The sequence below is a fragment of the Arcobacter venerupis genome (assembly GCF_013201665.1).
In the GTDB taxonomy this organism is placed as follows: Bacteria; Campylobacterota; Campylobacteria; order Campylobacterales; family Arcobacteraceae; genus Aliarcobacter; species Aliarcobacter venerupis.
Genome location: NZ_CP053840.1, coordinates 288,861 through 306,690, shown reverse-complemented (window position 1 = coordinate 306,690; position 17,830 = coordinate 288,861). Strand labels below are relative to the sequence as shown.

Here is a 17,830-nt window from a genome sequence, read left to right as displayed (position 1 = left end):
AATTCCTATTTATGTTTATATATCAGGTGTAACATCAATATCATCGTCAATTAATAATTTAACTGTAGAATTTGCCCCTGTTCCTGTATATACATTATAATTTACTCCATCTAGTTGTTCTTTACCTATATTTGACCAATCACTTGGCGTATCTAAGTCAACTTTATCACCTAAATCACCTTTTATAATTAGTTGGTGATCTTCTTGAAGTAAAACATCATTTAAATCTACAGAAATTTTATCAACTTTTGAATTCTCTAAATTAATAACATCTGTATTTGTATTAGATGAAATAATTGCACTTAAATCAATATCTTCACCTGATATATTTAAAGTATGTGCTGATTCATTTGGAGAAATATCTATTTTTAGATTTACGTCAAATGTAGTTTTATCTCCATCTTCATCACTTGCATTCACTTCAAATGTTTTTGTTGTATCAGCTGAAAATTCAGAAGATTTTACACTATATTCATATTTTCCTGTATCAAAATTGAATGTTAATTTTCCATCTCCATCAAGCGCAACGCCATCTGTTGGGAAATTGTCTTTTGTATACTCTTTTCCATCAATAACGATACTATCTATTTTTGTATTTCCATCTCCACCTATTATATTATCCAATACATCACCAGTAATTGAACTATGCACTGTTCCTGATAAAACATCACCTAATGTCTCTTCTTTTTGTACTAATATTACATTATCACCATCTTGAACTTGTATAATTTTTAAATATTTAGCACTAATATCTTTACTTATTCCAATAACATTTAAAGTATCAATATTATTATCTACATAATTTTTCCAATTTTTTATAGTTGTATCACTATCTTGATCAATTTTATCCACTGCAGAATTTGCTTCACCATCAGAGATAAAATAAGCTATTGTTTGAGTTGCATCATGTCCAGTAAAATCTACCTTCATTGTTTCAATTAATGCATCATTATATCCTGTACCATCAGTTAAATTAATATTTACACCATTTGAAGTAAGCTGATAAGTTTTAGAGTCAATTTGTAAACTATTAATATATTTAATAGCTTCATCAGCACTCATCCAACCAACATTTTTTGAATCAACTTTAAATAAAGTTAAATTAACTTGCGTCTCTCCATTTGCTTGATATGCTTTGATTGTATCAATAAGAGATTTTTTTGCAATATCTAATCTTGTCTCATATGAATTATCTATTTTAAATGACATACTTCCTGATACATCTAGTGTTAACAATAAATTAGTTGTTACTTCTCCAAATACTAAAGTATTTGTTTCATTCATTCCATACACTAATGCATCTGTATCAATTGTCTCTGCATAATTTAATCCATCAGCATTATCATTTGTTTCAGTAGCTCTTGCTGTTATTCCTAAATTAATTTCATCTGTATTTGATGTTGGAACACTCATTGTTATTGAATCAGCAATAGATGATGTTCCTGCTGGAATTGTTACACTCCAAGTGTGATTTCCATTATCTACTAATGTATAACTATCACTTGAAAGTGTTGCTCCCGTTGGTACATTTGTAATTGTTACTGTTAATGATTCACTTCCATCTGTATCTGCTAAGGCTGCACTTATATCTACATTATATATGTCACCAACAATTGCACCTGAGCTATTTGTTTCTACTTCTGTAAAGCTTATTTTATTTATTAAATAATCATCATCTTTTCCTAGGGCTGAAAAGCTAACTTCATCAAAGGCAGCACCATTATCTGCTGTTAAAGTGAAAGGACCATCTACAGTATCTGTTCCTCCTGTAAGTATTTGAGTACCTACTAAAACTCCATCTTTATAGAATTTAACAACTGCTGTTTCATTTGGATTTTTATATGCAAAAGTTACATCAACACTTGAAACATCATTTTCAAAAGCTACTTTTAGAACTTCTGATGATTTAGTTGTATTGTTATAACCTATTTCTGTTGTATCCCCTGAACTTGCCCCAGAAACCCCAAATCCATTATGATTAGTGCCATCTACAGTTGAAATTGTTGTTTGGTTTCCACTTGTATTATATGCTGTTACTGTATAACCTTTTGAAGTATCTGTAACATTTGAAGTATCAATAGTTACACTTCTTTCAACATTTATATTTGCAGTTGGTTTATCTGCAACTGCAATAACTTCAATTGAAGTTGTATGTGTCATACTCCAATCTTTTGAATCACTAACTTGGAAAGTAAATGAGCTATCTAAATCTGTGTTATTGTTTGGAATAAATACTAATTTCCCACTATTTATATCACTAGCATTTAAAACTACACCCGCGCTTATTGCTGCTCCATTAAACATTAATACACCATTTGTTGGCAATGTGTTTATTTTAATCGAACTTATTGCATCTCCATTACCATTGCTATATGTACCAAAATCTGAAAGAGTTAGTACTTTTGATGTATCTTCATTAGTAGTTATTTTATCATCTGTAGTTGCTGGAACTCCATCATTAGCCGTTGCTTCTGCAAAATTTAAGCCATTTGTATTATCATTTGATTCTGTAGCTCTTGCTGTTATTTCTAAATTAACAGTCTCTGTATTTGATTTTGGAACACTCATTGTTATTGAATCACTAATTGATTTTGTTCCTGCTGGAATAGTTACACTCCAAGTGTTATTTCCATTATCTACTAATGTATAAGCTGTACTTGTAAGTGTTGCTCCTGTTGGAACATTATTTATAGTTACAGTAAGTGTTTCACTTCCATCTAAATCTGCTAGTGCTGCACTTATATCAACTTTATAATCATTTGTTGTTACTGTTCCACTATTTTCACTAGATTCAAAAACAACATTTTCAATATTTTTTACAACGAATTTTGATCCTTGTAAAGTTCCATTTCCATCAACTTCATAAATTGTAAACTCTTTATTTGCATATCCATCAGCATTTTTATTCATTTCAACAAATTGGGCCCATGAAATCAATGCTGAGTTTCCTGTATCTACACCAACTGCAACTTTATAATCTTCCATTTTTCCTGAGAAGTATAAAGTATCATCTCCTTTTCCTCCATCAATCACTGTATTTATATTAAAGTTTACATTACTTTGTGAAGATAATTTAATGCTATCATTTCCATCAGATAAATCTATTTTAGTATCTTGTACATTTCCATTAATTTGAACTTTATCAGCTCCTCCACCAGTATAGATAGTATTACCATCAGAATTATTTCCAATGATTAAAGTGTCATTACCATTTCCTGTAGAGATATTACTTGAATTTAAAGATTCTTTAATACTAATTGTATTATTTCCATCTCCTAAATTAACTTGTGTTCCACTTGCCCCTTGATTAACAATCAAAGTATCATTTCCAGCACCAGCTTGAGTTGTACCTTGATTTAAACTTCCACCAATTGTAAGACTATTATTACCCTCACCTAGTTGAACATTATTTCCACTTGAACCTTGATTAATAATAACTTTATCATCACCTGCACCAGTGTTAATATTTTTATTATTTGCACTTTGGAATTCTAATGTATCATTACCTTTATCAGTTGTTATATTTGTAGCATTTGCATTTTGATAATCTTTAACTATATCATTAGTTCCACTATATACTAAATCTTGATCTAAATTCTCATATTTTCTTGAACCTTGTGTTGAAGCAGTTAATAAATCTAAATCATTAAAGTCTGTGTTTGTTTGATTAGAAGAACCTGAACTTCCATCATCACTTGATGTTATTTTTGTAACGCTAATACTTGCTGTTGGTTTATCTGCAACAGCTGCGATATTAATATCTGTATTGTATGATGCACTCCACAATGTTCCATTAGTTATTTTAAATGAAAAGCCACTATCTGCATCTGAATTTTCTGTAGGTTTAAATACTAATTTACCAGATTCAATGTCACTTTTACTAATTTCTTGACCAGCAATAATTGCAACACCTGCTAATAATAAGATGCCATTTGTTGGTAATGTTTCAATTTTAACTTTTGTGAAGTCATTACTATTATTTCCAAAGTCATTTAATGTTAATGTGTGATTATTATCTTCTAATATTTCTATTGAGTCGTCTGAAGATGTTGGTAATTTATTAACACCAATCGTTATTGAACCATCAACTCCATCACCATCAGCATCAACAACTTTAAAAGAAATATCTAATGTTTCTTTTGTTCCATCACCAATTAAAAAATCTTTATATTGATAGAATTCCCATTTTCCTGTACTTGGAGTTAATTGAACTTGGAAAACCAATTCTCCATTTGAATCTTTTGCGATTATTGAAGTAGCTGTTGTTGTAACAGTTACAGTAGTTCCATCTGTTAAAGTAAGGTTATCTTTAACATTTGTAAATCCTAAACTTCCTGCTCCATCTGCACCATATCCATATGAAATTGTGCCTTCACCGTAAGAGCTAGCTTGAGGAGCTGTTGTTCCTAAGAATTCAACACCTGTAACTGCAAAATCACTATTATCTTTTACATTAAATGAGTTTCCATTATCAGTTGCTTTTATAATGATTGTATCAAAGCCACCATCTAATACTTCAAAATTAGCAGCATAATTTCCACTTGATGCATTTGAACTAAATGTTTGAGTAGAAACTAAAACACCATCTCTATAAAATTCTGCAATACCAACTTCTAATTCGCCACCATACATGTATGCAAAATTTATTTTAGCACCATAAGATATTTTTCCATCTTCTAATTTAATAATTAACTCTTCAGATGCACCTTCACCATTAGCTGTTTTTCTATAATCAACTTCATTTGAAACATTATGATAAGGAGAAGAAGAACTAGCAACGCCCAAACCACCTGAACTTTGGCTCAATGATGCATCTACTAAATCTAAATCCGTACTACTTGTAAATCCTTTTCCAGTAACTAAAACTGAACCACCTGCAAAAGAATAAGAAGAATGTGTTCCACCATTTCCTGTAAAGCTTACATTTCCAGTAAATATATCTGGAATAGTAGTAGATTGTGTCCATACAATAGTTGTATCTTCAACAGTTGGCATATCATCTTCAATATTAATTGTAAATTTTGTATCTGTTTGGAATGTACCATCTTTTACAGTTACATTAATGTCAAAACTTACAACATCTTCAACACTATTTACTGGATGATCAATAGGTTTTAATAACTCAACTGAATATTTTCCTGTTTCATCAATCGTAACTTTTATTGCATCTTCACCACTTGTTTTACCAATTAATTCATTTTTATCAGCATTTAATTCCCAAACTATCTCTTCTCCATGTGAAGATAAAGTAATTGATGGAATATTTAACATAAACTCTTTATTTGAAGAAAGATTTAAATTACTAATGTTAATAGTTCCTTCAACACTTGTTTCATTTGTACTATCTGTTGGTGTACCATTATTATCAGGAATTCCATTAGCCAAACCTTCCTCTGATACAGTTACTGTTACAGGTGCTATGTCATCATCTGTGATTATTCCTGTTCCTGTTGCTGTTTGTGTTGTAATTTGTGCATCTGTTGTTGTTGCTGTTAATGTTACTGTTTCATCATTTTCAGTTATTGCATCATCTTTTACTGTTACTTTTACAAGAACAGAAGATCCATCTGCTGGCAGTGTTACTTTTCCAGTTGCTGGTACATCTAACCAAGTTGTTCCACCATTTGTTGAGTATTGTAATGTATTAGTATAATCATCACCTTTTGAAGCGGTTCCACCTGTTGTTAAATCTACTTCTACATCTGATCCAACTGCGTTTGATAGTTTTACTGAATATGTTAATATTGCTCCATCTGCTTCTTTTACACTTCCTGCATCAGTTACTTCAATATTTGCTTTTACATCTTCATCTACATCTGGATTATCATTTCCTCTATCATCTGTGATTATTCCTGTTCCTGTTGCTGTTTGTGTTGTAATTTGTGCATCTGTTGTTGTTGCTGTTAATGTTACTGTTTCATCATTTTCAGTTATTGCATCATCTTTTACTGTTACTTTTACAAGAACAGAAGATCCATCTGCTGGCAGTGTTACTTTTCCAGTTGCTGGTACATCTAACCAAGTTGTTCCACCATTTGTTGAGTATTGTAATGTATTAGTATAATCATCACCTTTTGAAGCGGTTCCACCTGTTGTTAAATCTACTTCTACATCTGATCCAACTGCGTTTGATAGTTTTACTGAATATGTTAATATTGCTCCATCTGCTTCTTTTACACTTCCTGCATCAGTTACTTCAATATTTGCTTTTACATCTTCATCTACATCTGGATTATCATTTCCTCTATCATCTGTGATTATTCCTGTTCCTGTTGCTGTTTGTGTTGTAATTTGTGCATCTGTTGTTGTTGCTGTTAATGTTACTGTTTCATCATTTTCAGTTATTGCATCATCTTTTACTGTTACTTTTACAAGAACAGAAGATCCATCTGCTGGCAGTGTTACTTTTCCAGTTGCTGGTACATCTAACCAAGTTGTTCCACCATTTGTTGAGTATTGTAATGTATTAGTATAATCATCACCTTTTGAAGCGGTTCCACCTGTTGTTAAATCTACTTCTACATCTGATCCAACTGCGTTTGATAGTTTTACTGAATATGTTAATATTGCTCCATCTGCTTCTTTTACACTTCCTGCATCAGTTACTTCAATATTTGCTTTTACATCTTCATCTACATCTGGATTATCATTTCCTCTATCATCTGTGATTATTCCTGTTCCTGTTGCTGTTTGTGTTGTAATTTGTGCATCTGTTGTTGTTGCTGTTAATGTTACTGTTTCATCATTTTCAGTTATTGCATCATCTTTTACTGTTACTTTTACAAGAACAGAAGATCCATCTGCTGGCAGTGTTACTTTTCCAGTTGCTGGTACATCTAACCAAGTTGTTCCACCATTTGTTGAGTATTGTAATGTATTAGTATAATCATCACCTTTTGAAGCGGTTCCACCTGTTGTTAAATCTACTTCTACATCTGATCCAACTGCGTTTGATAGTTTTACTGAATATGTTAATATTGCTCCATCTGCTTCTTTTACACTTCCTGCATCAGTTACTTCAATATTTGCTTTTACATCTTCATCTACATCTGGATTATCATTTCCTCTATCATCTGTGATTATTCCTGTTCCTGTTGCTGTTTGTGTTGTAATTTGTGCATCTGTTGTTGTTGCTGTTAATGTTACTGTTTCATCATTTTCAGTTATTGCATCATCTTTTACTGTTACTTTTACAAGAACAGAAGATCCATCTGCTGGCAGTGTTACTTTTCCAGTTGCTGGTACATCTAACCAAGTTGTTCCACCATTTGTTGAGTATTGTAATGTATTAGTATAATCATCACCTTTTGAAGCGGTTCCACCTGTTGTTAAATCTACTTCTACATCTGATCCAACTGCGTTTGATAGTTTTACTGAATATGTTAATATTGCTCCATCTGCTTCTTTTACACTTCCTGCATCAGTTACTTCAATATTTGCTTTTACATCTTCATCTACATCTGGATTATCATTTCCTCTATCATCTGTGATTATTCCTGTTCCTGTTGCTGTTTGTGTTGTAATTTGTGCATCTGTTGTTGTTGCTGTTAATGTTACTGTTTCATCATTTTCAGTTATTGCATCATCTTTTACTGTTACTTTTACAAGAACAGAAGATCCATCTGCTGGCAGTGTTACTTTTCCAGTTGCTGGTACATCTAACCAAGTTGTTCCACCATTTGTTGAGTATTGTAATGTATTAGTATAATCATCACCTTTTGAAGCGGTTCCACCTGTTGTTAAATCTACTTCTACATCTGATCCAACTGCGTTTGATAGTTTTACTGAATATGTTAATATTGCTCCATCTGCTTCTTTTACACTTCCTGCATCAGTTACTTCAATATTTGCTTTTACATCTTCATCTACATCTGGATTATCATTTCCTCTATCATCTGTGATTATTCCTGTTCCTGTTGCTGTTTGTGTTGTAATTTGTGCATCTGTTGTTGTTGCTGTTAATGTTACTGTTTCATCATTTTCAGTTATTGCATCATCTTTTACTGTTACTTTTACAAGAACAGAAGATCCATCTGCTGGCAGTGTTACTTTTCCAGTTGCTGGTACATCTAACCAAGTTGTTCCACCATTTGTTGAGTATTGTAATGTATTAGTATAATCATCACCTTTTGAAGCGGTTCCACCTGTTGTTAAATCTACTTCTACATCTGATCCAACTGCGTTTGATAGTTTTACTGAATATGTTAATATTGCTCCATCTGCTTCTTTTACACTTCCTGCATCAGTTACTTCAATATTTGCTTTTACATCTTCATCTACATCTGGATTATCATTTCCTCTATCATCTGTGATTATTCCTGTTCCTGTTGCTGTTTGTGTTGTAATTTGTGCATCTGTTGTTGTTGCTGTTAATGTTACTGTTTCATCATTTTCAGTTATTGCATCATCTTTTACTGTTACTTTTACAAGAACAGAAGATCCATCTGCTGGCAGTGTTACTTTTCCAGTTGCTGGTACATCTAACCAAGTTGTTCCACCATTTGTTGAGTATTGTAATGTATTAGTATAATCATCACCTTTTGAAGCGGTTCCACCTGTTGTTAAATCTACTTCTACATCTGATCCAACTGCGTTTGATAGTTTTACTGAATATGTTAATATTGCTCCATCTGCTTCTTTTACACTTCCTGCATCAGTTACTTCAATATTTGCTTTTACATCTTCATCTACATCTGGATTATCATTTCCTCTATCATCTGTGATTATTCCTGTTCCTGTTGCTGTTTGTGTTGTAATTTGTGCATCTGTTGTTGTTGCTGTTAATGTTACTGTTTCATCATTTTCAGTTATTGCATCATCTTTTACTGTTACTTTTACAAGAACAGAAGATCCATCTGCTGGCAGTGTTACTTTTCCAGTTGCTGGTACATCTAACCAAGTTGTTCCACCATTTGTTGAGTATTGTAATGTATTAGTATAATCATCACCTTTTGAAGCGGTTCCACCTGTTGTTAAATCTACTTCTACATCTGATCCAACTGCGTTTGATAGTTTTACTGAATATGTTAATATTGCTCCATCTGCTTCTTTTACACTTCCTGCATCAGTTACTTCAATATTTGCTTTTACATCTTCATCTACATCTGGATTATCATTTCCTCTATCATCTGTGATTATTCCTGTTCCTGTTGCTGTTTGTGTTGTAATTTGTGCATCTGTTGTTGTTGCTGTTAATGTTACTGTTTCATCATTTTCAGTTATTGCATCATCTTTTACTGTTACTTTTACAAGAACAGAAGATCCATCTGCTGGCAGTGTTACTTTTCCAGTTGCTGGTACATCTAACCAAGTTGTTCCACCATTTGTTGAGTATTGTAATGTATTAGTATAATCATCACCTTTTGAAGCGGTTCCACCTGTTGTTAAATCTACTTCTACATCTGATCCAACTGCGTTTGATAGTTTTACTGAATATGTTAATATTGCTCCATCTGCTTCTTTTACACTTCCTGCATCAGTTACTTCAATATTTGCTTTTACATCTTCATCTACATCTGGATTATCATTTCCTCTATCATCTGTGATTATTCCTGTTCCTGTTGCTGTTTGTGTTGTAATTTGTGCATCTGTTGTTGTTGCTGTTAATGTTACTGTTTCATCATTTTCAGTTATTGCATCATCTTTTACTGTTACTTTTACAAGAACAGAAGATCCATCTGCTGGCAGTGTTACTTTTCCAGTTGCTGGTACATCTAACCAAGTTGTTCCACCATTTGTTGAGTATTGTAATGTATTAGTATAATCATCACCTTTTGAAGCGGTTCCACCTGTTGTTAAATCTACTTCTACATCTGATCCAACTGCGTTTGATAGTTTTACTGAATATGTTAATATTGCTCCATCTGCTTCTTTTACACTTCCTGCATCAGTTACTTCAATATTTGCTTTTACATCTTCATCTACATCTGGATTATCATTTCCTCTATCATCTGTGATTATTCCTGTTCCTGTTGCTGTTTGTGTTGTAATTTGTGCATCTGTTGTTGTTGCTGTTAATGTTACTGTTTCATCATTTTCAGTTATTGCATCATCTTTTACTGTTACTTTTACAAGAACAGAAGATCCATCTGCTGGCAGTGTTACTTTTCCAGTTGCTGGTACATCTAACCAAGTTGTTCCACCATTTGTTGAGTATTGTAATGTATTAGTATAATCATCACCTTTTGAAGCGGTTCCACCTGTTGTTAAATCTACTTCTACATCTGATCCAACTGCGTTTGATAGTTTTACTGAATATGTTAATATTGCTCCATCTGCTTCTTTTACACTTCCTGCATCAGTTACTTCAATATTTGCTTTTACATCTTCATCTACATCTGGATTATCATTTCCTCTATCATCTGTGATTATTCCTGTTCCTGTTGCTGTTTGTGTTGTAATTTGTGCATCTGTTGTTGTTGCTGTTAATGTTACTGTTTCATCATTTTCAGTTATTGCATCATCTTTTACTGTTACTTTTACAAGAACAGAAGATCCATCTGCTGGCAGTGTTACTTTTCCAGTTGCTGGTACATCTAACCAAGTTGTTCCACCATTTGTTGAGTATTGTAATGTATTAGTATAATCATCACCTTTTGAAGCGGTTCCACCTGTTGTTAAATCTACTTCTACATCTGATCCAACTGCGTTTGATAGTTTTACTGAATATGTTAATATTGCTCCATCTGCTTCTTTTACACTTCCTGCATCAGTTACTTCAATATTTGCTTTTACATCTTCATCTACATCTGGATTATCATTTCCTCTATCATCTGTGATTATTCCTGTTCCTGTTGCTGTTTGTGTTGTAATTTGTGCATCTGTTGTTGTTGCTGTTAATGTTACTGTTTCATCATTTTCAGTTATTGCATCATCTTTTACTGTTACTTTTACAAGAACAGAAGATCCATCTGCTGGCAGTGTTACTTTTCCAGTTGCTGGTACATCTAACCAAGTTGTTCCACCATTTGTTGAGTATTGTAATGTATTAGTATAATCATCACCTTTTGAAGCGGTTCCACCTGTTGTTAAATCTACTTCTACATCTGATCCAACTGCGTTTGATAGTTTTACTGAATATGTTAATATTGCTCCATCTGCTTCTTTTACACTTCCTGCATCAGTTACTTCAATATTTGCTTTTACATCTTCATCTACATCTGGATTATCATTTCCTCTATCATCTGTGATTATTCCTGTTCCTGTTGCTGTTTGTGTTGTAATTTGTGCATCTGTTGTTGTTGCTGTTAATGTTACTGTTTCATCATTTTCAGTTATTGCATCATCTTTTACTGTTACTTTTACAAGAACAGAAGATCCATCTGCTGGCAGTGTTACTTTTCCAGTTGCTGGTACATCTAACCAAGTTGTTCCACCATTTGTTGAGTATTGTAATGTATTAGTATAATCATCACCTTTTGAAGCGGTTCCACCTGTTGTTAAATCTACTTCTACATCTGATCCAACTGCGTTTGATAGTTTTACTGAATATGTTAATATTGCTCCATCTGCTTCTTTTACACTTCCTGCATCAGTTACTTCAATATTTGCTTTTACATCTTCATCTACATCTGGATTATCATTTCCTCTATCATCTGTGATTATTCCTGTTCCTGTTGCTGTTTGTGTTGTAATTTGTGCATCTGTTGTTGTTGCTGTTAATGTTACTGTTTCATCATTTTCAGTTATTGCATCATCTTTTACTGTTACTTTTACAAGAACAGAAGATCCATCTGCTGGCAGTGTTACTTTTCCAGTTGCTGGTACATCTAACCAAGTTGTTCCACCATTTGTTGAGTATTGTAATGTATTAGTATAATCATCACCTTTTGAAGCGGTTCCACCTGTTGTTAAATCTACTTCTACATCTGATCCAACTGCGTTTGATAGTTTTACTGAATATGTTAATATTGCTCCATCTGCTTCTTTTACACTTCCTGCATCAGTTACTTCAATATTTGCTTTTACATCTTCATCTACATCTGGATTATCATTTCCTCTATCATCTGTGATTATTCCTGTTCCTGTTGCTGTTTGTGTTGTAATTTGTGCATCTGTTGTTGTTGCTGTTAATGTTACTGTTTCATCATTTTCAGTTATTGCATCATCTTTTACTGTTACTTTTACAAGAACAGAAGATCCATCTGCTGGCAGTGTTACTTTTCCAGTTGCTGGTACATCTAACCAAGTTGTTCCACCATTTGTTGAGTATTGTAATGTATTAGTATAATCATCACCTTTTGAAGCGGTTCCACCTGTTGTTAAATCTACTTCTACATCTGATCCAACTGCGTTTGATAGTTTTACTGAATATGTTAATATTGCTCCATCTGCTTCTTTTACACTTCCTGCATCAGTTACTTCAATATTTGCTTTTACATCTTCATCTACATCTGGATTATCATTTCCTCTATCATCTGTGATTATTCCTGTTCCTGTTGCTGTTTGTGTTGTAATTTGTGCATCTGTTGTTGTTGCTGTTAATGTTACTGTTTCATCATTTTCAGTTATTGCATCATCTTTTACTGTTACTTTTACAAGAACAGAAGATCCATCTGCTGGCAGTGTTACTTTTCCAGTTGCTGGTACATCTAACCAAGTTGTTCCACCATTTGTTGAGTATTGTAATGTATTAGTATAATCATCACCTTTTGAAGCGGTTCCACCTGTTGTTAAATCTACTTCTACATCTGATCCAACTGCGTTTGATAGTTTTACTGAATATGTTAATATTGCTCCATCTGCTTCTTTTACACTTCCTGCATCAGTTACTTCAATATTTGCTTTTACATCTTCATCTACATCTGGATTATCATTTCCTCTATCATCTGTGATTATTCCTGTTCCTGTTGCTGTTTGTGTTGTAATTTGTGCATCTGTTGTTGTTGCTGTTAATGTTACTGTTTCATCATTTTCAGTTATTGCATCATCTTTTACTGTTACTTTTACAAGAACAGAAGATCCATCTGCTGGCAGTGTTACTTTTCCAGTTGCTGGTACATCTAACCAAGTTGTTCCACCATTTGTTGAGTATTGTAATGTATTAGTATAATCATCACCTTTTGAAGCGGTTCCACCTGTTGTTAAATCTACTTCTACATCTGATCCAACTGCGTTTGATAGTTTTACTGAATATGTTAATATTGCTCCATCTGCTTCTTTTACACTTCCTGCATCAGTTACTTCAATATTTGCTTTTACATCTTCATCTACATCTGGATTATCATTTCCTCTATCATCTGTGATTATTCCTGTTCCTGTTGCTGTTTGTGTTGTAATTTGTGCATCTGTTGTTGTTGCTGTTAATGTTACTGTTTCATCATTTTCAGTTATTGCATCATCTTTTACTGTTACTTTTACAAGAACAGAAGATCCATCTGCTGGCAGTGTTACTTTTCCAGTTGCTGGTACATCTAACCAAGTTGTTCCACCATTTGTTGAGTATTGTAATGTATTAGTATAATCATCACCTTTTGAAGCGGTTCCACCTGTTGTTAAATCTACTTCTACATCTGATCCAACTGCGTTTGATAGTTTTACTGAATATGTTAATATTGCTCCATCTGCTTCTTTTACACTTCCTGCATCAGTTACTTCAATATTTGCTTTTACATCTTCATCTACATCTGGATTATCATTTCCTCTATCATCTGTGATTATTCCTGTTCCTGTTGCTGTTTGTGTTGTAATTTGTGCATCTGTTGTTGTTGCTGTTAATGTTACTGTTTCATCATTTTCAGTTATTGCATCATCTTTTACTGTTACTTTTACAAGAACAGAAGATCCATCTGCTGGCAGTGTTACTTTTCCAGTTGCTGGTACATCTAACCAAGTTGTTCCACCATTTGTTGAGTATTGTAATGTATTAGTATAATCATCACCTTTTGAAGCGGTTCCACCTGTTGTTAAATCTACTTCTACATCTGATCCAACTGCGTTTGATAGTTTTACTGAATATGTTAATATTGCTCCATCTGCTTCTTTTACACTTCCTGCATCAGTTACTTCAATATTTGCTTTTACATCTTCATCTACATCTGGATTATCATTTCCTCTATCATCTGTGATTATTCCTGTTCCTGTTGCTGTTTGTGTTGTAATTTGTGCATCTGTTGTTGTTGCTGTTAATGTTACTGTTTCATCATTTTCAGTTATTGCATCATCTTTTACTGTTACTTTTACAAGAACAGAAGATCCATCTGCTGGCAGTGTTACTTTTCCAGTTGCTGGTACATCTAACCAAGTTGTTCCACCATTTGTTGAGTATTGTAATGTATTAGTATAATCATCACCTTTTGAAGCGGTTCCACCTGTTGTTAAATCTACTTCTACATCTGATCCAACTGCGTTTGATAGTTTTACTGAATATGTTAATATTGCTCCATCTGCTTCTTTTACACTTCCTGCATCAGTTACTTCAATATTTGCTTTTACATCTTCATCTACATCTGGATTATCATTTCCTCTATCATCTGTGATTATTCCTGTTCCTGTTGCTGTTTGTGTTGTAATTTGTGCATCTGTTGTTGTTGCTGTTAATGTTACTGTTTCATCATTTTCAGTTATTGCATCATCTTTTACTGTTACTTTTACAAGAACAGAAGATCCATCTGCTGGCAGTGTTACTTTTCCAGTTGCTGGTACATCTAACCAAGTTGTTCCACCATTTGTTGAGTATTGTAATGTATTAGTATAATCATCACCTTTTGAAGCGGTTCCACCTGTTGTTAAATCTACTTCTACATCTGATCCAACTGCGTTTGATAGTTTTACTGAATATGTTAATATTGCTCCATCTGCTTCTTTTACACTTCCTGCATCAGTTACTTCAATATTTGCTTTTACATCTTCATCTACATCTGGATTATCATTTCCTCTATCATCTGTGATTATTCCTGTTCCTGTTGCTGTTTGTGTTGTAATTTGTGCATCTGTTGTTGTTGCTGTTAATGTTACTGTTTCATCATTTTCAGTTATTGCATCATCTTTTACTGTTACTTTTACAAGAACAGAAGATCCATCTGCTGGCAGTGTTACTTTTCCAGTTGCTGGTACATCTAACCAAGTTGTTCCACCATTTGTTGAGTATTGTAATGTATTAGTATAATCATCACCTTTTGAAGCGGTTCCACCTGTTGTTAAATCTACTTCTACATCTGATCCAACTGCGTTTGATAGTTTTACTGAATATGTTAATATTGCTCCATCTGCTTCTTTTACACTTCCTGCATCAGTTACTTCAATATTTGCTTTTACATCTTCATCTACATCTGGATTATCATTTCCTCTATCATCTGTGATTATTCCTGTTCCTGTTGCTGTTTGTGTTGTAATTTGTGCATCTGTTGTTGTTGCTGTTAATGTTACTGTTTCATCATTTTCAGTTATTGCATCATCTTTTACTGTTACTTTTACAAGAACAGAAGATCCATCTGCTGGCAGTGTTACTTTTCCAGTTGCTGGTACATCTAACCAAGTTGTTCCACCATTTGTTGAGTATTGTAATGTATTAGTATAATCATCACCTTTTGAAGCGGTTCCACCTGTTGTTAAATCTACTTCTACATCTGATCCAACTGCGTTTGATAGTTTTACTGAATATGTTAATATTGCTCCATCTGCTTCTTTTACACTTCCTGCATCACCAATTATAATTGTTGCTGTTACTGGAGTTGTGTTAGCTATAGCTATTGTATTCCCTGAATCAACAGGAGTAGTAGATATAGATTCTGTTAAATTTTCTCCTCTAGCACTATCTGCAATACCATTTAATGCACCAGCAGTTAATGAAAATGTAGAGTTAAATGTTGAACCATTACTTGTATTTCCTCCGGCATCACCACCTGCAGCTGCTGCACCAAGAGATTCTAATAATGTTTGATAATCAGTTATTAATGTTAAATTAGTAGCCTTACTATTACCTAGATCAATAGGGTTAGACATTAATGATTCTAATTGATTAATTATCTCTCCTCCATTAAAAGAAGTGTTATCAATAATATTATCAACATCTTTATTATTTATATCTTTATTAATAATAATTGCTGTTGGATTAGACATATCCGATGTATTAGCTTGAAGAAGTGGAACAATTCCATTTAGTTCCACTTTTATTGATTTACCATTCACATTAAAAGTTAGAACAACTGACTCTTGATTATCTTTAAAATTTAAAACATAATTTGAGAAACCATTTGAGAAGACATACTCTTCACCTTTTAAGGCCTTAAATTGTAAATCATTTTTTAAATCTACAACTCTTTGACCATTTTCAGTTTTAATTGTTAACTTCATTTTATCTCTCCATTTTTATTGACTAATTATTATTTCTATTATTAATACAATATTATATTAATAAAGTCTCTAAAAAGTTTTATATTTGAGATTTTTTATAAAAAAGATAACCAAATTAGATTATCTTTCGTGAAGTGAGTCTTGTTTTACTTTTAGTATTGGTTTTAGAAGAAAATCTAATATTGATTTTTTACCTGTAACAATATCTACAGTTGCAATCATTCCTGGAATAATTGGTAATTTTTTACCTTTTCTCTCTAAATAATTTTTATTTGTTTTAACTAAAACTCTATAATAACTTTTTCCATCTTTAGAGTCTTTATCAACAATTGTATCTGCTGAGATTTCAACAATTTTACCTTCTAATCCACCATAAATTCCAAAATCATATGCTGTGATTTTTATAATTGCTTTTTGTGTTGGACTTATAAATGCAATATCTTTAGGATCAATTTTTGCTTCAACAACTAAAGCATCACTTAAAGGTACTATTTCCATCAAATCAATACCAGATTGAACAACACCTCCGATGGTATTAAAATTTAGTTGTTTAATAATTCCATCAACTGGTGAAGTAATTGTTGTTTTGGCAACTTTATCCCTATCTCCAACTAATTTAGCTTCAAATCTATTTATTTGACTTACTGTTTTTTGTAGGTCTCGAGAAGCTTCTGCTCTAAATGTATCAATTTTTTCTTTTATTCTGTTTTCTGCTTCTGTAATTGCAAAATTTGATCTTGATATTGATAATTTTGCAGTTTGCAAATCCCCTTTAGTTAAATTATATTCTTTTTCAATATCTAATAAATCATATTTAGATTTTATTCCTCTTTCTACAAGTTTTCTAATAGTTTTTCTTTGTTCTTCTATAAAACCTAAACTATCTGTCAATTTATTAATTGTACTTTCAATCTCTTTTAGTTCTTGAATTTTTTGGCTTAATTGGTTTTCAAGAACATTAACTGAAGATTTTAATTCTCTAAATCTATTTTCTAATAATAAATTCTCATTTATATCATATCTTGATAAATCTTTCATAACTTTTTCATCAAATTTCAAAACTGGTAACTCTTTACTAATATCAATTGTTGATTCAATTTCTAGTCTTGTTTTTAATGCTAATAAAGATAAATATTCTTGCTTACTCTCTTCAAGTGTAGCTTGAAATCTTGTTGTATCAATTTTCATTAAAGGGTCATCAAATTTTACAACATCACCTTCTTTAACGAATATTTCAGAAATTATTCCACCATCCAAAGATTGAACCGTTTGTATTTTATCTGTTGGAATTACCTTTCCATTTCCCCTTGCTAATTCATCAATTTCTGCAAATGCTGCCCATAATACAAGAATAGAAAAGATACCAGTAATTAATAAAAAAATTATATTTGATACTCTACTTGGTTTTTCATTTGAATTAGAATATAAACTATACATAAATTCTAAATCTTCTTGCTTTTCATCCTCTAATCCATAAAGTCTTCTAAACCAATCGATAAGACCTTTTTTTTCTTTAATTTTTTTCTCTTTATACATT

At 32.4% G+C, this 17,830-nt stretch carries 2 protein-coding genes; both read right to left on the bottom strand.

Features of this window, described 5'->3' with window-relative positions:
• Positions 1-15: 15 nt before the first annotated feature.
• Positions 16-16,293 (bottom strand): Calx-beta domain-containing protein, encoded by a 16,278-nt coding sequence (locus AVENP_RS01515; RefSeq protein WP_172664184.1) that lies wholly within the window; start codon positions 16,291-16,293, stop codon positions 16-18.
• Between the two features lie 120 nt (positions 16,294-16,413).
• A complete protein-coding gene (locus AVENP_RS01510) occupies positions 16,414-17,829 on the bottom strand; it encodes an HlyD family type I secretion periplasmic adaptor subunit (RefSeq protein ID WP_128359168.1) in 1,416 nt (471 codons plus the stop codon).
• Between the last annotated feature and the right edge of the window lies 1 nt (position 17,830).

What these genes read in the sequence shown, in the direction of transcription:
- AVENP_RS01515 (WP_172664184.1), bottom strand. Translation starts at nt 16,293, where the DNA reads ATGAAGTTAACAATTAAAACTGAAAATGGTCAAAGAGTTGTAGATTTA.
- AVENP_RS01510 (WP_128359168.1), bottom strand. Translation starts at nt 17,829, where the DNA reads ATGTATAAAGAGAAAAAAATTAAAGAAAAAAAAGGTCTTATCGATTGG.